The sequence below is a fragment of the Shinella sp. genome (genome assembly GCF_035998705.1).
Classification (GTDB): Bacteria; Pseudomonadota; Alphaproteobacteria; order Rhizobiales; family Rhizobiaceae; genus Shinella.
This window is the reverse complement of sequence record NZ_DASYHH010000008.1, coordinates 688,838-712,359: the sequence shown is the minus strand read 5'-3', so window position 1 is coordinate 712,359 and position 23,522 is coordinate 688,838. Positions and strand designations below refer to the sequence as shown.

Sequence of the window (23,522 nt, the reverse complement as noted above, 5' to 3'; positions counted from 1 at the left end):
TCCCGCAGGATTCGGGTGGCGGGTACGTCAGGGGCGTGCTTTTCTGGCGGCACAGGAGAAGACTGATGAACATTGCCGCCACCTTGCAATCCGACATCACGCCCGAGGGCGATGATTACACCACCGTGCGCCGGGTCATCGAGCTGATCACCGAGGATTATCGCGCGCAGCCGGGTCTGGAGGATATTGCCGGCCAGCTCGGCCAGTCGCCGACGCAGCTGCAGAAGACCTTTACCCGCTGGGCCGGCCTCTCGCCGAAGGCGTTTTTGCAGGCCGTGACGCTCGACCACGCCAAGCGCCTGCTGCGCCAGGAGGCGCTGCCGCTGCTGGAGACGAGTTTCGAAGTCGGCCTCTCCGGCCCGAGCCGCCTGCACGATCTCTTCGTCACGCACGAGGCCATGTCGCCCGGCGAATGGAAAGCGCGCGGCGCCGGCCTGACCATCCGCTACGGCCTGCATCCCTCGCCCTTCGGCCAGGCGCTCGTGATGATCACCGACCGCGGCCTCGCGGGCCTCGCTTTCACCGACGAGCCCGGCGGCATGGACGCCTTCGAGGACATGTCGTCACGCTGGCCGAATGCCCATTATGTCGAGGACAGCGCGGCGACAACGCCTTATGCGGAGCGCATCTTCGACCCGAAGCGCTGGGACCCGAAGGAGCCGCTGCGCGTCGTGCTGATCGGCTCGGATTTCCAGGTCCGTGTCTGGGAGGCGCTGTTGCGCATCCCCATGGGCTGCGCCGTCACCTATTCCTCGATCGCCGAAAAACTCGGCCAGCCGACCGCATCCCGCGCCGTCGGCGCCGCCGTCGGCCGCAACCCCATCTCCTTCGTCGTCCCCTGCCACCGCGCCCTCGGCAAGAGCGGCGCGCTGACGGGCTACCATTGGGGCCTGACGCGCAAGCGCGCGATGCTGGGGTGGGAATCGGGCAAGGCTTGAGAGCAAAAAAGGCCGGCGAAAGCCGGCCTTTGTCTTTGGAGGGCACTTACCTCTCATCCCGTCATCCTCGGGCTTGACCCGAGGATCCACCTGCATCCGCGGCGTGGATGGTCGGGTCAGGCCCGACCATGACGGAGGAGAGGGCAGCGGCTGTCGCCGAGGGCGAAGCGCTCAATGCGCGCCCGACATATCCCCAAGCACGTCCTTCGACTTGACCGTCGAATCCGCGTTCAGCACGTAGACCATCGGCACGCCGGTCGCGAGGTTGAGCTTCAGGATCTCTTCCTTCGTCAGCTTGTCGAGCACCATCACCAGCGAGCGCAGCGAGTTGCCGTGGGCGGCGACGAGGACCTTTTCGCCGCGCAGCACGCGGGGCAGGATTTCCGTGAGGTAGTAGGGCCAGACGCGGGCGCCGGTGTCGCGCAGGCTTTCGCCGCCCGGCGGGGGGATGTCGTAGGAGCGGCGCCAGATATGGACCTGTTCCTCGCCCCACTTGGCGCGGGCGTCGTCCTTGTTGAGGCCGGAGAGGTCGCCGTAGTCGCGCTCGTTCAACGCCTGATCGCGGATCGTCTCAAGACCCTGCTGACCGATCTCGTCGAGGATGAGGGTCAGCGTCTTCTGGGCGCGGGAGAGATCGGAGGTGAACGCGATGTCGAACTTGATGCCGGCCTCGGCGATCGCCTTGCCGCCGGTCTTGGCTTCCTCGACGCCGAGTTCCGTCAGGTCCGGGTCGCGCCAGCCGGTGAAGAGGTTTTTCAGGTTCCATTCGCTCTGGCCGTGGCGAACGAGGACGAGGGTTCCGCTCATATCATCTGTCTCCCGAGAGGTTCTGTCAGTTGAGCCCGAGCACGTCGAGCATGGAATAGAGGCCCGGCTTCTTGTCGCGCGCCCAGAGCGCCGCCTTGACCGCGCCGCGCGCGAAGATCGAGCGGTCGGTGGCGCTGTGCGACAGCGTCACCAGCTCGCCTTCGCCGGCCAGCATCACCGAATGTTCGCCAATGACCGAGCCGCCGCGCAGCGTCGCAAAGCCGATCGTGCCGGCGGGGCGCGGGCCGGTATGGCCGTCGCGCACGCGCACGGAATTGTCCGCAAGCTCGATGCCGCGGCCCCTGGCGGCGGCATCGCCGAGCAGCAACGCGGTGCCGGAGGGGGCATCGACCTTGTGCTTGTGGTGCATTTCCAGCACCTCGATGTCCCAGTCGTCGGCTGAAAGTGCCCGCGCCGCGGTTTCCGTCAGCACGCCGAGCAGGTTGACGCCGAGGCTCATATTGCCGGACTTGACGATGCGGGCATGGCGCGCCGCGGCCTTGATCTTTTCGTCGTCCGCCGGCTGGCAGCCGGTCGTGCCGATCACATGCACGATGCGCGCCTGCGCCGCGAGACCGGCGAATTCGATCGTTGCGGCGGGTGCGGTGAAGTCGAGCACGCCTTCCGCCGCGACGAAGGCCTCGAGCGGCTTGTCGGTGATCGGGACGCCGATCGGGCCGAGGCCGGCGAGTTCGCCTGCGTCACGGCCGACGAAGGGCGAGCCCTCGCGTTCGATGGCGGCAAAGACGTCCGCGCCCTCGATGGCGTGGATCGTGCGGATCAGCGTCTGGCCCATGCGGCCAGCCGCGCCCACGACCACCAGCTTCATTGCGTTGCCGCTCATATGCCGCTCCCGTCCATTCTCTCTTTGCCTGCGCTGGCGGCAGGCGCCTGAAGGCTGTTGAGGCGAGCGTAAAGGCCGTTTTCCCGGCCTGCAAGCGCCTCGTGCGTGCCTTCCTCGGCAACCTTGCCGTCCTGCATCACGATGATCTTGTCGGCGCGCACGATGGTCGACAGCCGGTGCGCGATGACGACGACGGTGCGCCCGCTCATCGCCTCGTCGAGCGCCTTCTGCACGGCCTGTTCCGACTCGGTATCGAGTGCGGAGGTCGCCTCGTCGAGCAGCAGGATCGGCGCGTTGCGCACCAGCGCACGGGCGATCGACAGCCGCTGGCGCTGGCCGCCGGAGAGCGTCACGCCGTTTTCGCCGACGGGCGTGTCGTAGCCGAGCGGCTGGGCGAGGATGAAGTCATGCGCATAGGCGTGGCGCGCGGCCTCCTCGATCTCGCTGTCCGTCGCGTCCGGCCGGCCATAGCGGATATTGTCGCGGATCGTGCCCTCGAAAAGGTAGGGCTGCTGCGAGACATAGGCGATGGCGTTCCTGAGCGACTGCTTGGTGACATGGGCGATATCCTGCCCGTCGATCAGGATTTCGCCCTCGCCCGGGTCGTAGAAGCGTGGGATGAGGTTGATGACGGTCGACTTGCCGGCACCGGACGGGCCGACGAGCGCCGTCGTCCTGCCGCCCTCGGCGGTGAAGCTGACGCCCTTCAGGATCGTCTCGGTCTCCGAATAGCCGAAATGCACGCCATTGAAGCTGATGGTGGCATCGGAGACGGCAAGCGGCGTGGCATCCGCCAGGTCGGCCTGGCGCGGCTTCAGGTCGAGGATCTCGTAGATCATGCGGGCATTGACGACCGCGCGCTCCAGCGAGACCTGCAAACGGGCGAGGCGCTTGGCCGGGTCGTAGGCCATCAGCAGCGCGGTGACGAAGGAGAAGAAGGCGCCCGGCAGCACGCCGCCATAGATCGAGCGGTAGGCGGCATAGGCGAGCACGCCGGAAATGGCGAAGCCCGCAAAGGTTTCGGTCATCGGCGCAGTGCGCTCGCTCAGCCGCGCGATACGGTTGGAGCGGCTTTCGGCGCGCTGGATGATGCCCTCGACCTTGGTCTTGAGCTGCGCCTCCATGGTGAAGGCCTTGACGATGGCGATGCCCTGCACCGTCTCCTGCATGGCGCCGAGAACGTGGCTGTTCAGTTCCACGGATTCGCGTGTCGCGCTGCGCAGGCGCCGGGAGACGTAGCGCAGGCCGATGAGGAGCGGCGGGGCAACGACGAAGACGATCAGCGTCAGCACCCAGTCCTTCGAGATCATCACGCCGATGAGGGCGACGAGCGTCAGGAAATCGCGCGCCACCGACGTCACCGTCATGTTGAGCACGTCGCGGATGCCGGTGACGTTCTGGCTGATCTGGGCGGCGAGATAGGCCGAGCGCGACTCGGTGAAATAGCCGACGCTGAGCGCCATCAGGTGCGAAAACAGCCGCCGCTGGTAGCGCGCGACGATGTTGTTGCCGATCTTCGACAGGATGACGGCCTGGTAATAGGTGGCAAAGCCGCGCAGCACGAAGGCGATGAAGATCGAGCCGCAGATGAGGGCGACGAGATCGGCGCGCTTGTTGGCAAAAGCCTCGTTGACGACCGATTCCATGATCCAGGCGGTAAAGCCCGTCGTGCCGGCGACGATCGCGAGGCAGGCGATGGCGATCACATAGCCCCGGACGTGCTCGCGGCCATTCTCGGCGATGATGCGCTTGAGCACGGTGGTGACGGTGTCGGAGCTTATGGGCTGGCGCTCGGTGCGACTCTTATCGGCCAATACACTGACTTTCCTGCACGGTCCCGCGGCGCCGGGAGGAGGCGCTGCACTGGCCGCTCTATAGGGTGTCGGCCTGCCTTTGGCGAGTCCGCGCTGCGCGCAAGCGCCAGGCGTGGCCTCACCTTTTCCAGCGGCGTCCCTCGGTTGCAACACCAAAACGGTCGGGCATGCGCGCGAAAGCGGCAAGGCCGGCAAGGGCTGCGACCGGGTGGGTGACCACATAGGTCGGCATCGACTTCAGGAGTTCGCTGTGCGGCGCCTTGTCCTCGAAGGCCGCGCGGAATTCCGGCCCGCGCAACGCCGGCAGGATTTTTTGCGAGATGCCGCCGGCAAGGAACACGCCGCCCTTGGCCATGAAGATCATCGCCATGTCGCCGGCGACCCGCCCGAGATAGGTCGAAAACAGCGAGACGGTCTCGATCGCCGCGCGGTCCGCCAACGCCAGCGCCTTTGCCGTCACGTCGGCCGGCGTTTCCAGCGGCGCGTCGATGCCGTCGGCGGCGCAGACCGAGTGGTAGATGTTCATGATGCCGCGGCCGCAAAGCAGCTGCTCGGCGGAAATGCGGCCCTCGATCGGCTCCAGGAAGGGCCAGATCTGGTAGTCGCGCTCGCTGCGCGGGCCGACATCCACATGGCCGCCTTCGCCGGGAACCGGAAACCAGGTGTGGCGCGCATGCACGAGGCCGGCGACGCCAAGACCCGTGCCGGGGCCGAGCACGGCGCGCGACGCCGCGGCGCGCTCGATGCCGGGGCCGATTTTCTCACGCTCGCCATCCTCGAGCGAGGCGACGGCGAGCGCCTGCGCCTCGAAATCGTTGACGAGCAGCACGTCCTCGAAGCCGAGATTGGCGATCATGTCGCGCGGGCGCACCACCCAGGGGCAGTTGGTCAGCGGCACTTCGTCGCCTTCGATCGGCCCGGCGAGCGCCAGGATCGCCGAGCGCGGCTGGACGGAGCTTTTATCGAGAATGCATTGCTGGAGCGCGTCGTCGATATTGGCAAAATCGGCGGTGCGCACGAACGGGAACTGCTTCGGCTCGGCAAAGGCATCCAGCAGCAGCGCGAAACGCGCATTGGTACCGCCGATATCGCCGACCAGGATGGGGAAGGGGAGGTTCGTCTCGTTGTCGCTCGGCCTTGCCATCAAGCTGTCCCGTTCTCTTTCGCGTGGATGGTCCGGCATTTTGCCTACCGACGGCAGAGGCTGCCGTCAATCGGCCGCGAAGTCGAGCAGGTTTTCGGCCGTCGCGCGGTTCAGCGCCATCGGAATGTCGTAGACGATGGCAAGCCGCATCAGCGCCTTGACGTCCACGTCATGCGGCATGGGGGTGAGCGGATCGACGAAAAAGATCAGGAGATCGACCTCGCCGGTGGCGATCAGGGCGCCGATCTGCTGGTCGCCGCCGAGCGGCCCGCTCTTCAGCCGCGTGACGTCGAGGCCGGGACAGGCCTCCAGCACCCGGCCGCCCGTCGTGCCGGTCGCCACGATCTTCGCCTGAGACAGCACCGCCTCGTTCTGCCGTGCGAAGGCCGCCATGTCGTCCTTCTTCTCGTCATGCGCGATGAGCGCAATGCATTTCTGGCGCGACATGGGCGTTCCCTGGCGGTTTTAAATCGATTTGAACGCCTTATACAAAAGCGGCGGAGCCTTGAAAAGCCCCGCCGCGGGATCGGCTACTGGAACGGCCGCGGCAGCGGGATCGGCACGATGGCCGGGAGCGCCGTATCGGCGGCGATGACCGACTCGATCGAGCGGCCGGCGCTTTCGCCTGCACCGGAGAAGGCGAGTGCCGTCGAGGTGCCGCCATTGCCCTGGTAGGTCACTTCCTGCTCGGATTCCGGCGAAGGGCCGGCGAGCACCGTGCGGCAGGCCTTAGGCAGGTCCGACATCTTGACGTACCAGGGTTTGACGGGCTTGGCGTCCTTCTTGGGTTTCGGCTTCGCCCAGGGCTCCTTGGTGAACCACCACGCGAGCGACGCATCGCAGCCGTCGCCGGCCGGAACGCCGGCCTGCGGCTTGCAACCTGCCGCCCCTTCCGGGCACTTGATGCGGATGTGGAAGTGCTCGTCATGGCCGTAGATCGGCCGCACCTTGCCGAGCAGCGACCGGTCGCCCTGCCAGGTCTCGCAGAGCTTCTTCTTGATCGCCGGATTGACGAAGACCCGCTCGACCTGCGGATAGCTCGCGGCCTTCATGACGAGCCGGGCATGGGTGGAGGTCCAGCGGCGCGAATCGACCGTCAGGAACTTGCTCTTGTCGAGCATGGAGGTGAAGGGCAGCGCGTCGCGCTCGGCGGCGGAAAGCCTGTGGTCGGGCATCGGCGTGAACCAGATATCGGCATCGAGGCCGACCTGATGCGAGGCATGGCCGGACAGCATCGGCCCGCCGCGCGGCTGCGAAATATCGCCGAGCAGCAGGCCCGGCCAGCCGAGCTTCTGGGCGTCGACCGAAAATTGTTCGATGAGCGCGATCATCTGCGGATGGCCCCAGCGACGGTTGCGCGACAGGCGCATCGCCTGCCAGGCCGGCCCGTCCGTCGGGATCGCCACGGCGCCGGCAATGCAGCCCTTGGCATAGGAGCCATAGGGGCTGGCCGCCATCTTCGCCGGCAGGCGCTTGGCGCCGAACAGTTCCTTCGCCGGCCGTTCTTCGGCGGCGAGCGGTCCGGCCAGCGCGGTCAGCGCAAGCCCGGCGGCGATGAGGCAGGTCGTCAGTCGGGAAATCAGGGGATGCACGGGCATAATCCGGTCTTAAAAATCGCAATCGTTGCGAAAGGTTAAAGGATCATCCTTTCGCGGAAGTGAATCACTGGCCGGGATTGGGGCGGCAAAAACCGCCGCTTTGATGGCGGGCCTGTCATTTGCCCGGATTTTGCCTATTCTCTCGTGCAAGCTCCGAGAAAATGACGGAAAGGGAATTGGCATGCATGCAGCCTTCGGGAAAATGGTGTTCAGCACGGCGCTGGCTTTGTCGCTGGTGGTCGCGACCGGTGCGAAGGCGCAGGAAACGAAGGAACCGGTCTGGCGCAACGGCATCTCCACGATCGGCGAGCTGAAACGCCCGAAGGGCTTCGAACACTTCGACTATGTCAATGTGAACGCGCCGAAGGGCGGCGAGCTGAAACTGTCCGAAACCGGCACCTACGACACGTTCAACCCGATCCTTTCCAAGGGCGAGGCCGCGACCGGCGTCACGTCGCTCGTCTTCGACACGCTCCTGAAATCCGCCGAGGACGAGATCACCGCCTCCTACGGCCTGCTCGCCGAAGGCGTCTCCTATCCCGACGACTATTCCTCCGCGACGTTCCGGCTGCGTCCCGAAGCGAAATGGGCGGACGGCCAGCCGGTCACGGCGGAAGACGTCATCTTCTCCTTCGAGAAGTCGAAGGAGCACAACCCGCTTCTCTCCAACTATTACCGCCATGTGATCTCGGCCGAAAAGACCGGCGAGCGCGACGTCACCTTCCGCTTCGACGAGAAGAACAACCGTGAACTGCCGAACATTCTCGGCCAGTTCCCCATCGTGCCGAAGCATTGGTGGGAGGGCCAGGACGCGAAGGGCAACAAGCGCGATATCAGCAAGAGCACACTGGAACCGGTGATGGGCTCGGGGCCCTACAAGATCGCCTCGTTCCAGGCCGGCGGCTCGATCCGCTTTGAGCTGCGCGACGACTATTGGGGCAAGGACATCAACGTCAATGTCGGCCAGAACAATTTCGGCACAATCATCTACACGTTCTTCGGCGACAGCAGCGTCGAGTTCGAAGCCTTCCGCGGCGGCAATGTCGACTACTTCCGTGACGGCAGCGCCAGCAGTTGGGCGACCCGCTACGATTTTCCGGCGGTGAAGGATGGCCGCGTGGTGCGTGAGGAGATCGAGAACCCGCTGCGCGCCGTGGGCATCATGCAAGCCTTCGTGCCGAACCTGCGCCGCGAAAAATTCAAGGACCAGAAAGTGCGTGAGGCGATGAACTACGCCTTCGATTTCGAGGACCTGAACCGAACCCTCGCCTATAACGCCTACCAACGTGTCGACAGCTATTTCTGGAACACCGAGCTTGCCTCCTCCGGCCTGCCCGAAGGCCGTGAGAAGGAGATATTGGAAGAGCTGAAGGACAAGGTTCCCGCCGCGGTCTTCACCACGCCCTACACCAACCCCGTGAACGGTGACCCGCAGAAGGTTCGCGACAACCTGCGCAAGGCGGTCGCCCTTTTCAGGGAGGCCGGTTACGAGCTGAAGAGCAACAAGCTGGTCAACGCCAAGACCGGCGAACCCTTCGCCTTCGAGATCCTCCTGTCCAGCCCGTCCTTCGAGCGCACGGTCTCGCCCTTCGTCGCGAGCCTGAAGAAGATCGGCATCGACGCCCGCATGCGCACCGTCGACGCCTCGCAATATACCAACCGCGTCAGAAGCTTCGACTACGACATGATCTACGGCATCTGGGCGCAGACGCTGGTGCCCGGCAACGAGCAGAGCGACTATTGGGGCTCCGCCGCGGTCGAGCAGCAGGGCTCGAAGAACTATGCGGGCATTTCCGATCCGGCGATCGACGAACTGATCCGCAAGATCATCTTCGCGCCGACCCGTGAGGAGCTGGTGGCGACCACGCGCGCGCTCGACCGGGTGCTTCTGGCCCATCACTATGTCGTGCCGCTGTTCTATTCCAAGGCCCAGCGCGTCGCCTACTGGAACCATCTCGCACGCCCGGCGGAGCTGCCCTATTACGGCCTGGGCTTTCCGGATGTCTGGTGGTCGAAAAATGCTGCGAAATGAGCCGGGGCTTGCGCCATGCGGCATCCTCGGCTCCATATAGCGAGGACGAATCACCGCCGCATCGAGCGGCGGCAGAACGGAAGGGTTGGGCTTGACCGACGGGACTGCGGCAAAACAAGAAGACCGGCAACAGGCTGTGGCGGGTAGTCGCTGATGGGCGCCTATATCCTTCGCCGAATCCTGCTGATGATCCCGACGATCTTCGGCATCATGGCGATCTCCTTCGCCATCGTGCAGTTCGCGCCGGGCGGCCCGATCGAGCAGGTCATCTCGGACCTCACCAACCAGAGTTCCGGCGACCGCCTTTCCGGTGGCGGCGCCATGTCGCAGGAGGTCTCGCAGGAGAGCACCTATCGCGGCGCGCGCGGCCTCGATCCGGAATTCATCGCCAAGCTCGAAAAGCAGTTCGGCTTCGACAAGCCGCCGCTCGAACGCTTCTTCACGATGATGTGGGATTATATCCGTTTCGATTTCGGCGAGAGCTTCTTCCGCAACACGTCGGTGGTCGACCTCATCGCCCAGAAGATGCCGGTCTCGGTGTCGCTCGGCGTCTGGATCCTCATCTTCTCCTACGCGATCTCCATCCCGCTCGGCATCCACAAGGCGATCAAGGACGGCTCGGCCTTCGACGTCTGGACCTCCGGCATCATCATCGTCGGCTACGCGGTGCCGAGCTTCCTGTTCGGCATCCTGCTGATCGTGCTCTTCGCCGGCGGCTCCTTCCTCGACTGGTTCCCGCTGCGCGGCATCGTGTCCGATAATTTCGATACGCTCGCCTGGTGGCAGAAGCCGCTCGATTATCTCTGGCACATGACGCTGCCGCTGATCACATTGCTGCTCTCGGCCTTTGCGACGACGACGCTGCTGACGAAAAACTCGTTCATCGACGAGATCAAGAAACAATATGTCACGACGGCGCGCGCCAAGGGGCTCACCGAGCGCCAGGTGCTCTACGGCCACGTCTTCCGCAATGCCATGCTCATCATCATCGCGGGCTTTCCGGGCGCCTTCATCTCCGCCTTCTTCACCGGCTCGCTGCTCATCGAATATATCTTCTCGCTCGATGGCCTCGGCCGCCTCGGCTACGATTCCATCGTGCGGCGCGACTATCCGATCGTCTTTGCAACGCTCTTCATCTTCTCGCTGATGGGCCTCGTCGTCAGCCTCATCTCCGACCTCATCTATACCTGGGTCGACCCGCGCATCGATTTCGAGCGGAGGGACGTCTGATGAGCGCCGTCGCCGAGGCAAAACCGATCGCGCCGCCGCGCAAGGGCCTGCTCAACCCGACCAACCTGCGCCGCTGGGAGAATTTCAAGGCGAACCGCCGCGGCTACTGGTCGCTCTGGATCTTCCTCGTCATCTTCGTCCTGAGCCTGCTTGCCGAGGGCATCGCCAACGACCGGCCGATCATCGCCTCCTACAAGGGCGAGATCCTCTTCCCGGTCGTCATCGACTATCCGGAGGAGAAATTCGGCGGCTTCCTCGCCGAGACCGACTACCGCTCGGACTTCATCGCGGAGGAGATCAACGCCAATGGCTGGATGATCTGGCCGCCAATCCGCTATTCCTACAACACGACGAATTCGAACATTCCGCATTCCGCGCCGACCAAGCCGTTCTGGCTGATGTCGGAGGCGGAGCGCTGCGCCGGTTATCCGGGCGGTGCCGCCGATCCGAACTGCAACTGGAACAACCTCAACTGGCTCGGCACCGACGACCAGGCGCGCGACGTGCTCGCCCGCGTCATCTACGGGTTCCGCATCTCCGTGCTGTTCGGCCTGGCGCTGACCATCGCGTCGGCCATCGTCGGGGTCACGGCGGGTGCCATCCAGGGTTATTTCGGCGGCTGGACCGACCTTCTGATGCAGCGCATCATCGAAATCTGGTCGTCGATGCCCGTGCTTTATATCCTGCTGATCATCGCCTCGATCCTGCCGCCCGGCTTCTGGATCCTGCTCGCCATCATGCTGCTGTTTTCCTGGACCGGCTTCGTTGGAGTCGTGCGCGCGGAATTCCTGCGCGCCCGCAATTTCGAATATGTGCGCGCCGCGCGCGCGCTCGGCGTCGGCAACGCGACGATCATGTACCGGCACCTGCTGCCGAACGCGATGGTCGCGACCCTCACCTTCCTGCCCTTCATCCTCTCCGGTTCGATCACCACGCTCACCTCGCTCGACTTCCTGGGCCTCGGCATGCCGCCGGGCGCGCCGTCGCTGGGTGAGCTGATCGCGCAGGGCAAGAACAATCTCCAGGCACCGTGGCTTGGCTTCACCGCTTTCGCCGTCATGTCCATCATGCTGTCGCTGCTGATCTTCGTCGGCGAAGCGACGCGCGATGCCTTCGATCCGAGGAAGACTTTCCGGTGAGTACTCCCGAAACCATCCTGTCCGTCCGCGATCTCTCGGTCGCCTTCCACCAGGGCGGCAACACGTCGCTTGCCGTCGACCGGGTTTCGTTCGATATCCAGCGCGGCGAGGTCGTGGCGCTGGTCGGCGAATCCGGCTCCGGGAAGTCAGTGACCGCGAATTCGATCCTTCGGCTCTTGCCCTATCCGGCGGCGAGCCATCCCTCCGGCGAGATTTTCTTCAACGGCAAGGACCTGCTGAAGGCCTCCGATGCCGCGTTGCGCGACGTGCGCGGCAACGACATCACCATGATCTTCCAGGAGCCGATGACCTCGCTCAATCCGCTGCATTCGATCGAGCGGCAGATCGGCGAGATCCTGGAACTGCACCAGGGTATCGAGGGCGCGCCCGCGCGCGCAAAAATCCTCGAACTGCTGAACCAGGTCGGCATCCGCGAGCCTGAAAAACGGCTCGCCGCCTATCCGCACGAATTGTCCGGCGGCCAGCGCCAGCGTGTCATGATCGCCATGGCGCTCGCCAATCGGCCGGAACTCCTGATCGCCGACGAGCCGACGACCGCGCTCGACGTGACGGTACAGGCGCAGATCCTCGAACTGCTGAAGAACCTCAAGGAAGAGCACGGCATGTCCATGCTCTTCATCACCCACGACCTAGGCATCGTCAGGAAATTCGCCGACCGGGTCTGCGTGATGACCAAGGGCAAGATCGTCGAGACCGGGCCGGTGGAGGAAATCTTCTCCAACCCGCAGCACGCCTATACGCGCCATCTGCTCGCCTCCGAGCCGAAGGGCCAGCCGCGGCCGGCGGATGACGCCCAGCCGATCGTCATGGAAGCCGAGGACGTCAAGGTCTGGTTCCCGATCAAGGCCGGCTTCCTGCGTCGGATCGTCGATCATGTGAAGGCGGTCGATGGCATCGACCTGAAACTGCGCGCGGGCCACACACTCGGTGTCGTCGGTGAATCCGGCTCGGGAAAGACAACGCTGGGGCTTGCGCTGACGCGGCTGATCTCCTCGAAGGGCCGCATCGCCTTCGTCGGGCAGGATATTGCCGGCCATTCCTTCGGCGAGATGCGGCCGTTGCGCCGCCGCATGCAGATCGTCTTCCAGGACCCCTTCGGCTCGCTGTCGCCGCGCATGTCGGTGTCCGATATCGTCGCGGAAGGCTTGAAGATCCACGAGCCGTCGCTCTCCGAAGCCGAGCGCGACCATCGTGTCGCCGCCGCCCTCGAGGAGACCGGCCTCGACCCGACGACCCGCTGGCGCTATCCGCATGAATTCTCCGGCGGCCAGCGCCAGCGAATCGCGATTGCGCGCGCCATGGTGCTGAAGCCGGAATTCGTCATGCTCGACGAGCCGACGTCGGCGCTCGACATGAGCGTGCAGGCGCAGGTGGTGGAACTGCTGCGTGACCTTCAGGTGAAGCACAATCTGGCCTACCTCTTCATCAGCCACGATCTCAAGGTCGTGCGGGCGCTCGCCAACGACATCATCGTCATGCGGGCCGGGCGCGTGGTGGAAAAAGGGCCGGCGAAGGACATCATCGAACGGCCGGGCGAGGCCTATACCAAGGCGCTGATGGCCGCCGCCTTCAACCTCGAAGCCATCCGCGCCGACAGCATCCGCCAGTAGCAAAGAAGAGAATTGCAATGAAAAGCCCGATCATCATCGATCTGAAATTCGACCAGGAGCAGGTTGCGGCCGCGCTCAAGGGCGCCTTTCCCGATCGCGACGTGGTCAACCTCTCCCATCCCGGTAGCCGTAAGCGCGACCTTTCCGGCATCGATTATGCGGTGGTCTGGAAGCCGGGCGCCGATCTCTTTTCGCGCGCCAAGGAGCTCAAGGTCGTCTTCTCCGGTGGCGCCGGCGTCGACCATGTGCTGACCTTGCCCGGCCTGCCGGACGTGCCGCTGGTCCGCTTCGTCGACGACACGCTGACGACGCGCATGAGCGAATGGGTGGTGCTGCAGTGCCTGCTGCACCTGCGCCAGCACCAGACCTATGAGGCGCAGCGCCAGAAACGCGTCTGGCGCGAGCTCGTCCAGCCGGAAGCCAAGGAACTGACCGTCGGCATCATGGGTTTTGGCGTGCTCGGGCAGGATGCGGCGGCAAAGCTGAAGGCGCTCGGCTTCAACGTCATCGGCTGGTCGCGCAGCCGCAAGCGGGTGGATGGTTTCGAGACCTTCGATGCGGATGGCCTCAATGCCTTCCTCGCCAAGACCGATATCCTCGTCGGCCTGCTGCCGCTGACACCGGACACCAAGGGCATCTTCAACACCGGCCTCTTCACGCGCCTCAACCGCAACGGGCCGCTCGGGGCGCCGGTCTTCATCAATGCCGGCCGCGGCGGCAGCCAGGTGGAGGCGGACATCGTCGCCAGCATCAATGACGGCACGCTGCGCGGCGCCTCGCTCGATGTGTTCGAGACGGAGCCGCTGCCGCTCGAAAGCCCGCTCTGGTCGATGGACAAGGTGGTCATCACGCCGCACGCAGCAGCCGCCTCCGACGTCGCCGCCCTCTTCCGCCATGTGGCCGGGCAGATCGAGCGTCTCGAAAGCGGCAAGCCGCTGGAGCATCTCGTCGATCGTAGCGCGGGATACTGAGCTTAGGGTCGGCGGTAGCCGGTCGGCTGCTGGTAGAGCCAGCCGATGCGCTCGATTGCCGCGTCCAGCCCCTCGCGCGCCACGGTCATCGTGTGGCCGTTGGCGTGCAGGACGGTCTTGTCGTCTTCCATGATCGCCACATGGCCCTTCCAGAAGACAAGGTCGCCGCGGGCAAGGTCGCCGCGTTCGATCGGCGTGCCGAGGCCGGCGGCCTGCATGTCGGAATCGCGCGGCGCCGTGCGGCCGGTCATCATCATCGCAAGCTGCACGAGGGCCGAGCAGTCGAGGCCGAAGCCGGAACGGCCGCCCCAGAGATAGGGCGTTTCGAGGAAGCGGGCGGCGATGGACACATAGTCGTCGCCCGCCGTCTTGCCCAGGGCCAAGCAATGGCCGGCAACGACGGACTGGCCGCCGGCGAGCGTCAGGTAGCGCGTGCCCCGCGTCTCGCTTTCACCGACGACCGTTAGCCGGCTTCCGATCGACAGCGCAAAGGCGGCCGGCGTCTTCAGGTCGGGGCCGGAATAGGCGAAGCTGCGTGGCACGGCGACGATATGGGTGGCGGCCTGTTCATCCTCGGCAAGTGCTGTTTCCGTCAGATAGCCCACATAACCGTCGAAATCAGACTTCACCCAGGCCCAGCCGTCCGCCCGGTCGAGCACGCGAACGTCCTCGCCGAACAGCAACTGCGTATCGATGCCGGCAGCGAGGTCCGGCCGGGGACGGAGTGCGGCGACCGGATCGGCGATGCGCGCCGGCGTGCCCGCCACGTAACGCTCCGCCGCGACGATGCCGCGCAGCGCCTCCTCGGCGAGGTCGGGACGGTAGGCATTCACGCGGCGGTCGGGAAGGGCGGTCATGGTCGTCTCACAGGGTTTGCGCGCGGCCGCGGGCGATGATCAGGTCACCCAGGCGTTCGAGATAGAGCGCGCCATCCACGGTGCGCTTGATGACGACGTTGCGGCGGTCGCGGTCGTCGCGCATGCGGGTGACGAGGCCGAGTTCCCCCATCGTGTCGAGCGCGCGGGTGATCACCGGCTTGGTCACGCCGAGTTTCGCCGCCAGCCCCCGCACCGTATGCGGCGGCGGCACGAGGTAGATCTCCAGGAGGATCGCCAGCTGGCGCAGCGTCAGGTCGCGCCCGTCCTGATGCACCTGTTGCAGCGTCACCTCGTGCCAGAGGCCGAGCGCCTGCGTGGGGGTCAGATCTACCGGCACGGCTCCTCCGGATGCGAGCGGATTTTCGTTACGCTACCGTATCGTTCCCCCGAAGGAAAGCCTAGAGCATTTCCAGCCGAAGCGGCATCGCTTCGGCGTCGGATAATGCGGAAATGATCTAGCGTCAGGCGGTCGCCTTGCGCAGGTGGTGGTAGAGCGCGCGGATCGCCTGCGCCTCGCCGCCGATGGGCGAATGCGGCCGCTCGGCCTGCGCCCAGCCGTAGATGTCGAAATGCGCCCAGCACTTGTTGCGGGTGACGAAGCGCTTCAGGAAGAGCGCCGCGGTGATCGCGCCCGCCATGCCGCCCGAAGGGGCATTGGTGAGGTCGGCGATGCGGGCGGAAACGTCCTTGTCGTAGCCCATGTAGAGCGGCATGCGCCACATCGGGTCGTCGACCGTCAGGCTCGCCTCCGTGAGATCGTCGGCGAGGTCGTCGTCGTCGGTGAAGAAGGGCGGCAGGTCCGGTCCGAGCGCCACGCGGGCGGCCCCCGTCAGCGTCGCCATGTCGATGACGAGGTCGGCCTCCTCCTCGTCCGCATAGGCAAGCGCGTCGGCGAGGATGAGGCGGCCCTCGGCGTCGGTATTGTCGATCTGCACCGTCAGGCCCTTGCGGCTCCTGTAGATGTCGCCGGGGCGGAAGGCATTGGCCGAGATCGAATTCTCCACGACCGGCAGCAGCACGCGCAGATCCACCTTCAGCTTGGCGTCCATGATCATGAGCGCGAGGCCCATGACATTGGCCGCACCGCCCATGTCCTTCTTCATCAGGAGCATCGAGGAGGCCGGTTTGATGTCGAGGCCGCCGGTATCGAAGCACACGCCCTTGCCGACGAGCGTCACGCGCTTGTGGCCCTTCTTGCCCCAGCGCAGTTCGAGGAGCCGCGGCGCCTGCGCGGAGGCGCGGCCGACGGTGTGGATGAGCGGGAAGTTTTCCTTCAGCAGGTCCTCGCCCGTGATGACCGAGACCTTCGCCTTGTAATGCGCGCTGAGCGCCCGGAAGACGTCTTCCATCGCGTCCGGCCCCATGTCGTTGGTGGGGGTGTTGATGAGGTCGCGGGCAAGGAAGACGCCGGCGAGTTGGCGCTTGATGTCGGTGGCGTCGGCGTCGCTGGGGATGAGCAGGGTCGGTGCCTCTGAGGCGGAGGCCTTGTAGCGCTCGAAGCGGTAGCTGCCGAGGCCGTAGCCGAGCGCCAGGCGATTGGCCGTCAGCGGCGCGGTCTCGATATGCCAGTCGCCGGCGGGCAGCGCGCGGGCGAGCTTGCCCGTCAGGAACGGCGCGTCGGAAGGGTTGCGGCCGAGGCCGAACAGGGCGCCGCCCAGATGCCCGTCGGCGGTCGGCACCATCAGCAGCGCGCCCGCTTCCGCCTTGAAACCGGCCTTCTTCGCCCAGTCGAGCGCGATCGGGTCGATCGTTCCGGTCTCGATATGGGCCGGGGTGATCGCAAAGATCGGCAGGGTCTTTCCGTTCTTCGTGTTGAAGGGAGAGGGCCGATCGATGAACTGGAAGGGGGCCATGGCGGAACCTTTGAAGAGAGCCGGGAGAATCGGGCAATTAACACTCTGTTAGGGTTAACAGATTATTGCTGGAGCGAAGATTGCGGCGTGATTCCTAACCGCCGCGACATGCGGAAATCGCTTCGGGGACTTAATCATGGCCGCCTGCCTCACGCGCTCTTCATTCCATTCGGGGCTTCTCAAGGGTGCAGCACTTCTGACGATCGCCATCGCGGTGGCCGGCTGCGCGGGCAAGAGCAACCTCACCACCGGCTCCATTCCGAAAATGTCGAAGCCGGTTTCCGAGATGAACACGTCGGAACTGCGCGGCGCCGCCGACAGCTACGGCCGGGCCTACGAGAAGAACCCGAAGGACCGCACCGTCGGCATGAACTATGCCAACGTGCTGCGCATGAACGGGCGCAACGACCAGGCGCTCGCCGTCATGCAGCAGGTCGCCATCAGCAATCCGAACGATCGCGAAGTGCTCGCTGCCTACGGCAAGGCGCAGGCCGCGGCCGGCCAGCTCGAACAGGCGCTGAACACCATCATGCGCGCCCAGACACCGGACCGGCCGGACTGGAAGCTGAAATCGGCGGAGGGCGCGATCCTCGATCAGCTCGGCCGCGCCGGCGATGCCCGCCAGCGTTACCGCGAGGCGCTCGATCTCAATCCGAACGAGCCGTCGGTGCTGTCCAATCTCGGCATGTCCTACCTCTTGGCAAAGGACCTGAAGACCGCCGAGACCTATCTGCATTCCGCCGCCGCACAGCCCGGCGCCGACAGCAGCGTGCGCCAGAATCTGGCGCTCGCCGTCGGCCTCCAGGGCCGCTTCCAGGAGGCGGAAAACATCGCGCGGCGCGAGCTGACCTCCGAGCAGGCCGAGGCGAACGTCGCCTATCTGCGCTCGATGCTGACCCAGCAGAATGCCTGGAAGAAGCTTGCCTCCGACGACAGCGGCAATACGAATTAAATAAAAATTCCCTCCCAAGGACGACTCCGCCCCGGCCGAATTTTCGACCGGGGCGTTTTTTGTCGTGTCCGGGTTTGTGCTTAGAAGCGGTCGGCGACCTGGATGCCGGCGGGGCCGAGGATGACGGCGATCAGCACCGGCAGGAAGAACAGGATCATCGGCACGGTCAGTTTCGGCGGAAGGGCGGCCGCCTTCTTCTCCGCCTCGTTCATGCGCTGGTCGCGGCATTCCTGGGCGAGCACGCGCAGCGCCTGGGCAAGCGGCGTGCCGTAGCGCTCGGCCTGGATGAGTGCCTGCGTCACGGCTTTCACCGTGTCGAGGCCCGTGCGCATGCCCAGGTTTTCGTAGGCCGCGCGGCGCTCCTGGAGGAAGGAGAGTTCCGCCGTGGTCAGCACCAGCTCTTCCGCGAGTTCCGGCGAGGCCATGGCGATTTCGTCGGCCACGCGCTTGAAGGCGACCTCGATGGAAATACCGGATTCAACGCAGATCAGCATGAGATCCAGCGCGTCCGGCCAGGCGCGCCGGATCGATTTCTGCCGCTTCGTCACCTTGTTGGAAATGACGATGTTCGGCATGTAGAAGCCGATATAGGCAATGACGATCGTCGCCAGGATGCGCATCGGCAGCGGCTTCTCGCCGAGATAGCCGAGGTAGAAAATGTAGAAGATGCCGAGCGCGCCGAAGACGAACGGCAGCACGAAGCGGGCGAAGAGGAAGATGTTGAGCGCATTCTGCGAACGATAGCCGGCCTGGCGCAGGCGGTTCATCGTGTTGGCGTCGACCAGCGCCTCGCGAAGGTTCAGCCGGTCGACGACGTTGCGCACGGAGGTATTGTGCTGCGCGCGCAGCGATGCCTTGTTCTGCGTGGAGTCCGCGTTCATGCGGGCGCGTTCGCGTGCGCGCATCTGCTCGCGCTCCACCGCCACCGATTTCATGCGCTTGTTGAGGTCGCCGCGGTCGAGATAGGGCGCAGCCAGCGTGTAGAAGGTCGCAAGCACCGCGATCATCACGAAGGCCGGCAGCAGGATGGCAGGATCGGTAAGAGTGGAAACGAGCCCGGACATGACCTCTGCTCCTAGATGTCGAAGTTGATCATGTTGCGCATGACGAGGATGCCGATCGACATCCACACTCCGGAGATGCCGAGAATGAGGTGGCCGCGCGAATCCTGGAACAGGATCATGATGTAGTCGGGCGAGGTCAGGTAGACGAGGAAGGCGACGATGAACGGCAGGGCGCCGATGATGGCTGCCGACGCCTTCGCTTCCATCGAAAGGGCATTGACCTTGGCCTTCATCTTGCGCCGCTCGCGCAGCACGCGCGACAGGTTGCCGAGCGCTTCGGAGAGGTTGCCGCCGGCCTGGCTCTGGATCGCGATGACGATGGCGAAGAAGTTGACTTCCTGCAGCGGGATGTTGGTGAACATGCGCGCGCAGGCTTCCGGAATGCTGAGGCCGACCTGCTGGGCCTCGACGAGGCGGCGGAACTCGGTGCGCACCGGCTCCTGGCCCTCGGAGGCGATCAGGCGTAGCGCATCCGTCAGCGGCAGGCCGGATTTGATCGAGCGCGTCATCACGTCGAGCGAGTTCGGAAACTCCTCGAGGAACTTGTTGAGGCGCCGCTTGACGAGGAAACCGACGATCCAGCGCGGCAGGCCGGCTGCGGCGATGAAGGCGGCGCCGAAGCTGACGAGGAGGCCGGAACCGGCGAGCAGCACCAGCACGAAGACGAACAGGCCGAAGGCGGCGCTCATCATGTAGAATTGCGAAATGGTGATCGAAAGCCCGGCCTGGACCAGCTTCGCCTTCAGCGTGGTCGCGACGCGCTTGGTCTGTTCCTGCTGCTTCTTTTCCAGGTCCTTCAACGAATCCTGCACCGATTTGCGGCGCTTGGACAATTCCTGCAAGCGGTCGCGCGAGGCCTTGGCGCGGGACTGGTCGGTCTCGGCGGCCTGCACCCGGCGCACGCGGCTTTCCGTCTTCTTCGCGGTTTCGATGCGCGAGAAGAGCAGGCCATAGGCGAGGCCGGCGGTGGAGAGCGCCGCCAGCGCGAAGATCGCCACGATGGTGATATCCAGTCCGAACATCGGCGCCCCTTACGGCTTTTCCATCGCGTCGAGCGTTGCCGCAAGGCGCTTGTCTTCGTTGAAATAGCGGGCGCGGTCCCAGAAATGCGGCTTGCCGATGCCGGTGCCCGTATGTTTGCCGATGATGCGGCCGTTGGCGTCCTCACCCTGCATCTCGAAGCGCATCAGGTCCTGCGTGACGATGACGTCGCCTTCCATGCCGACCACTTCGGTGATGTGGGTAATGCGGCGCGAACCGTCGCGCAGGCGCGAGGCCTGGATGACGACGTCGATCGAGCCGGAGATGATTTCGCGCACGGTTTTGGCGGGCAGCGTAAAGCCGCCCATGGCGATCATCGATTCCATGCGGCTCAGGCATTCGCGCGGCGTGTTGGCGTGGATCGTGCCCATCGAGCCGTCGTGACCGGTGTTCATCGCCTGAAGCAGGTCGAAGACTTCAGGTCCGCGCACTTCGCCGACGATGATGCGTTCGGGACGCATGCGCAGGCAGTTCTTGATGAGATCGCGCATGGTGATCTCGCCTTCGCCCTCGATGTTCGGCGGGCGGGTTTCGAGACGCACGACATGCGGCTGCTGCAGCTGGAGTTCGGCCGAATCCTCGCAGGTGATGACGCGCTCGTCCCGGTCGATATAGTTCGTCAGGCAGTTGAGCAGCGTCGTCTTGCCCGAGCCGGTGCCGCCGGAAATGACGATGTTGCAGCGCACGCGGCCGATGATCTGGAGCAGGGCCGCGCCTTCGGGCGTGATCGAGCCGAACTTGACCAGCTGGTCGAGCGTCAGCTTGTCCTTCTTGAACTTACGGATGGTGAGCGCGGTGCCGTCGATGGCGAGCGGCGGGGCGATGACGTTGACGCGCGAGCCGTCGGGCAGGCGCGCGTCGCAGATCGGGCTCGATTCGTCGACGCGGCGGCCGACCTGGCTGACGATGCGCTGGCAGATCGACAGAAGCTGGGCATTGTCGCGGAAACGGATTTCCGATTCCTGCACCTTGCCGGCGACTTCGATATAGGTCTTGCCCGCGCCGTTGACCATGATGTCGGCGATGTCGTCGCGTGCCAGCAGCGGTTCCAGCGGGCCGTAGCCGAGAACGTCGTTGCAGATGTCGTCGAGCAGTTCCTCCTGCTCGGAGATCGACATCGCGAAGTTCTTGATCGTGATGATGTCGTTGACGATGTCGCGGATTTCCTCGCGCGCGCTCTCGGTATCGAGCTTGGCGAGCTGCGACAGGTCGATCGTATCGATGAGCGCGGAGAAGACCTGGCTTTTCGTGTCGTAATAATCTTCCGTGCGCGGCGTGCGGCGGCGGCCCGCCGCGGCCTGCGCGGGTGCCATGACCGGCGGCGGGGCCGGTTCGAAGACGGGCTGGGTTGCCGCCGTGACCGGACGCTCCGCCGTCATGGTCGTGGCGGAAGCCGGGACGGCATGGGTCGCCTGGCCCGCCGTGCCGCTCTTGCCTGTACCTTCATTGCCGCGTCTGCCGAACATGCCACTTCATCCAGTCTGTTGCGCCGCCCCTCGGGGCCGACCTTGGCTCACTTGCGGCCGAGCAGGCCCAGCATCTTGCCGAGGCCGGCCTTCTTGGGTTTCTTGACCGTCGCGCGGCCCGTCACGATATGGGCGATCTGCGAGAAGGTTTCCGCCGTCGGCGACTTGCGATCCATCTCGGCGATCATGCGGCCGCTGTTGGAGGCCGTGCCGAAGAGCTGCGCATCGAAGGGGATGATCGCGATCGGCTGCATGTCGAGCGGCTCGCAAAAATCACTTGGCGCGATTTCCGGACGTTTCGGCAGGCCGACCTGGTTGAGGATCAGGTGGGGCGGCTTGTCGTTCGGCCGGAGCTTCTTCAGGGCGTCGAGCATGTTCTTCGCGTTGCGCAGGTTCGCAAGGTCCGGAACGGCGGTGATGACCAGCTCGTCGACCTCCGACAGCAGTGCGCGGGTCCATTCCGACCAGGCGTGCGGCACGTCGAGAACGGTTACCGGGGCGCTGCGCTGCAACACTTCGACGATCGGCTGGAAGGAGGTGCGCTCGAGATCGTAGGCACGGTCGAGCATGGAGGGGGCCGCGAGCAGCGACAGGCGTTCGGAGCATTTCGTCAGCAGGCGGTCGAGGAACACCTCGTCGAGCCGGTCCGGCGCGTAGATCGCCTCGGAAATGCCCTGCGGCGGATCCTGGTCGAAGTCGATATTGGCGGTGCCATAGGGCAAATCGAGATCCGCGAGGATGACTTCCGTCTGGAACAGGCTGGAAATGTCGAAGGCGCAATTGTGGGCGATCGTCGACGAGCCGGAGCCGCCCTTGGCGCCGATGAAGGCGATCGTGCGGCCGAGCGGCTCGGAATCGGGATCGACGAAGATCGCCGACATGGCATTGAGGATATCGGCCATGCCGACGGGGCCGACCATATATTCGGAAATGCCGTTGCGGATGAGGTCGCGATAGAGCGGGATGTCGTTGTAGTTGCCGACGATGATGACCTTGGTGCTCGGGTCGCAGACCTCGGCGAGCGGCGCGAGCTCTTCCATGATGCCGCGCGGTTCGGTCGAGGTCTCGAGGATCAGCAGGTTCGGCGTCGGCGCGGAGCCGAACATGTTGGCGGCGGCCGCGATGCTGGCGCTGGAGATCCTGAGGCTCACCTTGGAGAGGCGCCGGTCCTGGGCGCAGCGCTCCATGGTGCGCAGCATCGCCTCGCTTTCGCAGAAGGCGTGCACCGAGATGCGCGGCAGCGACCGCACGGCCTCGAGTTCGGCGGGCCGGACCGTTTCTTCCGCCTCGGCGCCTGCGCCGTGCTCAATGGTGTAATCGACTGGGTTCATCGTCATGCCCGTTCCTGGTGTCCGGTTGACCGGATGAATGATTGGTTCTCGTCGGCGGCCGTTCCGCCGTCGTTAGTCCGCGCTGCTTTCTCCGGTGCGATAGTCCTGGATGACGACGTAGCGCTGCTCGGCGTCGATCGGGGTCATGCCGCGCGGCTGGAGAAGATCCATCGGGTTCGCGATCTGGGCAGCAAGGTTGGCTTGCGAGGCACAGCCGAAATTCTGGTAGTTGCGGTTTTCCATCGTGTTGACGACAAGGTCTTCCGGCCACTCACCGCAGGGGCCCGCCTTGGCCGTGATGGCGAAGAAGGCGAGGCGGATCGGTGCGGACGAGCCGTAGCCGCTTGCATCGTAGCGCGTCTCGATCAGCTGGTCGCGTTTCAGCCCCGCGCCCACCAGGGTCGCGCGGATGTCCTTGCGCATGTGGTCGGCCGTTGCGGCATTGGCCGATCCGGCCGGCAGCATGATCTGGATGGCGCTGCGCGACTTGGCGGCATGGTCGGCGGCAAAACCGCGGATATTGTCACGCATGGCAACGGTCAGCGCCCGGTCGCCGGTGGCGATCGGAATGTCCATGGTCTGCGCGCTCTCGGAGAGCACGATCGGATGGCGCGTGCGGTAATCGTCCGGGACCGCCCCCGTCGTGGACCGGTCCGGCCGCGCGCCGCAGCTGGAAAGTGCGGCTGCGGAGAGAATAAGGGTCACTGCTAGCGCAGCGCGCATCGGCAGGGGCGTGTGCATGGTGCGGTTCCTTGCAGGGAAGCGGGGCTGAGTGTTCGTGTCGCGCAT

Annotated in this window: 21 protein-coding genes; 7 read left to right on the top strand and 14 right to left on the bottom strand. The window is 65.1% G+C overall.

What is annotated here, in order from left to right:
• Positions 1-65: 65 nt before the first annotated feature.
• On the top strand, positions 66-938 hold the full coding sequence (locus tag VGN93_RS06535) for a bifunctional helix-turn-helix domain-containing protein/methylated-DNA--[protein]-cysteine S-methyltransferase (protein WP_256118331.1): 873 nt from the start codon (positions 66-68) through the stop codon (positions 936-938).
• Positions 939-1,109: 171 nt separating this feature from the next.
• On the opposite strand, the gene VGN93_RS06530 is transcribed toward VGN93_RS06535, so the two are convergent.
• The 6 genes from VGN93_RS06530 to mepA form a co-directional block, all read right to left on the bottom strand.
• The gene (locus tag VGN93_RS06530) at positions 1,110-1,745 is read right to left on the bottom strand and encodes a 2,3-bisphosphoglycerate-dependent phosphoglycerate mutase (protein WP_327506815.1); all 636 of its coding nucleotides are present in this window, start codon (positions 1,743-1,745) and stop codon (positions 1,110-1,112) included.
• Positions 1,746-1,770: 25 nt separating this feature from the next.
• A complete protein-coding gene (gene dapB / locus VGN93_RS06525) occupies positions 1,771-2,589 on the bottom strand; it encodes a 4-hydroxy-tetrahydrodipicolinate reductase (RefSeq protein ID WP_327506814.1) in 819 nt (272 codons plus the stop codon).
• The gene (locus tag VGN93_RS06520; protein WP_327506813.1) at positions 2,586-4,403 is read right to left on the bottom strand and encodes an ABC transporter ATP-binding protein; all 1,818 of its coding nucleotides are present in this window, start codon (positions 4,401-4,403) and stop codon (positions 2,586-2,588) included. Before VGN93_RS06520 ends, dapB begins: the two co-directional genes overlap by 4 nt.
• Positions 4,404-4,521: 118 nt before the next feature.
• Positions 4,522-5,547 (bottom strand): glucokinase, encoded by a 1,026-nt coding sequence (locus tag VGN93_RS06515; RefSeq protein WP_327506812.1) that lies wholly within the window; start codon positions 5,545-5,547, stop codon positions 4,522-4,524.
• Positions 5,548-5,613: 66 nt separating this feature from the next.
• Positions 5,614-5,994 carry a methylglyoxal synthase gene (locus VGN93_RS06510; RefSeq protein ID WP_327506811.1) on the bottom strand — a complete coding sequence of 127 codons (381 nt, stop codon included), beginning with the start codon at positions 5,992-5,994 and terminating at the stop codon, positions 5,614-5,616.
• Positions 5,995-6,077: 83 nt separating this feature from the next.
• Positions 6,078-7,145, bottom strand: a complete 1,068-nt coding sequence (gene mepA, locus VGN93_RS06505) for a penicillin-insensitive murein endopeptidase (RefSeq protein WP_327506810.1) — start codon at positions 7,143-7,145, stop codon at positions 6,078-6,080.
• A 181-nt stretch (positions 7,146-7,326) separates the two neighbouring features.
• Here mepA and VGN93_RS06500 point away from each other — a divergent pair, with 181 nt between their 5' ends.
• The 5 genes from VGN93_RS06500 (at position 7,327) to VGN93_RS06480 (ending at position 14,148) form a co-directional block, all read left to right on the top strand.
• The gene (locus VGN93_RS06500; protein WP_414714038.1) at positions 7,327-9,177 is read left to right on the top strand and encodes an extracellular solute-binding protein; all 1,851 of its coding nucleotides are present in this window, start codon (positions 7,327-7,329) and stop codon (positions 9,175-9,177) included.
• A gap of 153 nt (positions 9,178-9,330) precedes the next feature.
• Positions 9,331-10,407 (top strand): microcin C ABC transporter permease YejB, encoded by a 1,077-nt coding sequence (locus VGN93_RS06495; protein ID WP_327506809.1) that lies wholly within the window; start codon positions 9,331-9,333, stop codon positions 10,405-10,407.
• Positions 10,407-11,546 (top strand): ABC transporter permease, encoded by a 1,140-nt coding sequence (locus tag VGN93_RS06490; RefSeq protein WP_327506808.1) that lies wholly within the window; start codon positions 10,407-10,409, stop codon positions 11,544-11,546. Before VGN93_RS06495 ends, VGN93_RS06490 begins: the two co-directional genes overlap by 1 nt.
• Positions 11,543-13,177, top strand: coding sequence for an ABC transporter ATP-binding protein (locus VGN93_RS06485; protein ID WP_327506807.1), 1,635 nt, complete (start codon positions 11,543-11,545; stop codon positions 13,175-13,177). The genes VGN93_RS06490 and VGN93_RS06485 overlap by 4 nt, the downstream gene beginning before the upstream one ends.
• A gap of 11 nt (positions 13,178-13,188) precedes the next feature.
• Positions 13,189-14,148, top strand: a complete 960-nt coding sequence (locus VGN93_RS06480; RefSeq protein WP_327506852.1) for a glyoxylate/hydroxypyruvate reductase A — start codon at positions 13,189-13,191, stop codon at positions 14,146-14,148.
• A gap of 2 nt (positions 14,149-14,150) precedes the next feature.
• Here VGN93_RS06480 and VGN93_RS06475 read toward each other — a convergent pair whose 3' ends face one another.
• The 3 genes from VGN93_RS06475 to VGN93_RS06465 all read right to left on the bottom strand — a co-directional run bounded on the left by VGN93_RS06475 (position 14,151) and on the right by VGN93_RS06465 (position 16,879).
• Positions 14,151-15,005, bottom strand: a complete 855-nt coding sequence (locus VGN93_RS06475) for an NlpC/P60 family protein (protein WP_327506806.1) — start codon at positions 15,003-15,005, stop codon at positions 14,151-14,153.
• Positions 15,006-15,012: 7 nt separating this feature from the next.
• Positions 15,013-15,363, bottom strand: a complete 351-nt coding sequence (locus VGN93_RS06470) for a MarR family winged helix-turn-helix transcriptional regulator (protein WP_319322882.1) — start codon at positions 15,361-15,363, stop codon at positions 15,013-15,015.
• 124 nt (positions 15,364-15,487) lie between these two features.
• Positions 15,488-16,879, bottom strand: a complete 1,392-nt coding sequence (locus VGN93_RS06465; protein ID WP_327506805.1) for a M17 family metallopeptidase — start codon at positions 16,877-16,879, stop codon at positions 15,488-15,490.
• Positions 16,880-17,015: 136 nt separating this feature from the next.
• On the opposite strand from VGN93_RS06465, the gene VGN93_RS06460 reads away from it, so the two are divergent.
• Positions 17,016-17,831 carry a tetratricopeptide repeat protein gene (locus VGN93_RS06460; protein ID WP_327506804.1) on the top strand — a complete coding sequence of 272 codons (816 nt, stop codon included), beginning with the start codon at positions 17,016-17,018 and terminating at the stop codon, positions 17,829-17,831.
• A gap of 80 nt (positions 17,832-17,911) precedes the next feature.
• Here VGN93_RS06460 and VGN93_RS06455 read toward each other — a convergent pair whose 3' ends face one another.
• The 5 genes from VGN93_RS06455 to VGN93_RS06435 form a co-directional block, all read right to left on the bottom strand.
• Positions 17,912-18,895 carry a type II secretion system F family protein gene (locus VGN93_RS06455; RefSeq protein ID WP_327506803.1) on the bottom strand — a complete coding sequence of 328 codons (984 nt, stop codon included), beginning with the start codon at positions 18,893-18,895 and terminating at the stop codon, positions 17,912-17,914.
• An 11-nt stretch (positions 18,896-18,906) separates the two neighbouring features.
• Positions 18,907-19,917 (bottom strand): type II secretion system F family protein, encoded by a 1,011-nt coding sequence (locus VGN93_RS06450; RefSeq protein ID WP_327506802.1) that lies wholly within the window; start codon positions 19,915-19,917, stop codon positions 18,907-18,909.
• A 9-nt stretch (positions 19,918-19,926) separates the two neighbouring features.
• The gene (locus tag VGN93_RS06445; protein WP_319322872.1) at positions 19,927-21,402 is read right to left on the bottom strand and encodes a CpaF family protein; all 1,476 of its coding nucleotides are present in this window, start codon (positions 21,400-21,402) and stop codon (positions 19,927-19,929) included.
• Positions 21,403-21,449: 47 nt separating this feature from the next.
• Complete coding sequence (locus tag VGN93_RS06440) at positions 21,450-22,733, bottom strand: CpaE family protein (RefSeq protein WP_319323128.1); 1,284 nt, start codon at positions 22,731-22,733, stop codon at positions 21,450-21,452.
• 72 nt (positions 22,734-22,805) lie between these two features.
• Entirely contained in the window at positions 22,806-23,474 is a 669-nt protein-coding gene (locus VGN93_RS06435) for a CpaD family pilus assembly protein (protein ID WP_327506801.1), read from the bottom strand.
• Between the last annotated feature and the right edge of the window lie 48 nt (positions 23,475-23,522).

Excerpts from the sequence above, each read along its gene's own strand:
- VGN93_RS06535 (WP_256118331.1), top strand. The coding sequence starts at position 66 with ATGAACATTGCCGCCACCTTGCAATCCGACATCACGCCCGAGGGCGAT.
- VGN93_RS06530 (WP_327506815.1), bottom strand. The coding sequence starts at position 1,745 with ATGAGCGGAACCCTCGTCCTCGTTCGCCACGGCCAGAGCGAATGGAAC.
- dapB (WP_327506814.1), bottom strand. The coding sequence starts at position 2,589 with ATGAGCGGCAACGCAATGAAGCTGGTGGTCGTGGGCGCGGCTGGCCGC.
- VGN93_RS06515 (WP_327506812.1), bottom strand. The coding sequence starts at position 5,547 with ATGGCAAGGCCGAGCGACAACGAGACGAACCTCCCCTTCCCCATCCTG.
- VGN93_RS06510 (WP_327506811.1), bottom strand. The coding sequence starts at position 5,994 with ATGTCGCGCCAGAAATGCATTGCGCTCATCGCGCATGACGAGAAGAAG.
- mepA (WP_327506810.1), bottom strand. The coding sequence starts at position 7,145 with ATGCCCGTGCATCCCCTGATTTCCCGACTGACGACCTGCCTCATCGCC.
- VGN93_RS06500 (WP_414714038.1), top strand. The coding sequence starts at position 7,327 with ATGCATGCAGCCTTCGGGAAAATGGTGTTCAGCACGGCGCTGGCTTTG.
- VGN93_RS06495 (WP_327506809.1), top strand. The coding sequence starts at position 9,331 with ATGGGCGCCTATATCCTTCGCCGAATCCTGCTGATGATCCCGACGATC.
- VGN93_RS06490 (WP_327506808.1), top strand. The coding sequence starts at position 10,407 with ATGAGCGCCGTCGCCGAGGCAAAACCGATCGCGCCGCCGCGCAAGGGC.
- VGN93_RS06475 (WP_327506806.1), bottom strand. The coding sequence starts at position 15,005 with ATGACCGCCCTTCCCGACCGCCGCGTGAATGCCTACCGTCCCGACCTC.
- VGN93_RS06465 (WP_327506805.1), bottom strand. The coding sequence starts at position 16,879 with ATGGCCCCCTTCCAGTTCATCGATCGGCCCTCTCCCTTCAACACGAAG.
- VGN93_RS06460 (WP_327506804.1), top strand. The coding sequence starts at position 17,016 with ATGGCCGCCTGCCTCACGCGCTCTTCATTCCATTCGGGGCTTCTCAAG.
- VGN93_RS06455 (WP_327506803.1), bottom strand. The coding sequence starts at position 18,895 with ATGTCCGGGCTCGTTTCCACTCTTACCGATCCTGCCATCCTGCTGCCG.
- VGN93_RS06450 (WP_327506802.1), bottom strand. The coding sequence starts at position 19,917 with ATGTTCGGACTGGATATCACCATCGTGGCGATCTTCGCGCTGGCGGCG.
- VGN93_RS06445 (WP_319322872.1), bottom strand. The coding sequence starts at position 21,402 with ATGTTCGGCAGACGCGGCAATGAAGGTACAGGCAAGAGCGGCACGGCG.
- VGN93_RS06440 (WP_319323128.1), bottom strand. The coding sequence starts at position 22,733 with ATGAACCCAGTCGATTACACCATTGAGCACGGCGCAGGCGCCGAGGCG.
- VGN93_RS06435 (WP_327506801.1), bottom strand. The coding sequence starts at position 23,474 with ATGCACACGCCCCTGCCGATGCGCGCTGCGCTAGCAGTGACCCTTATT.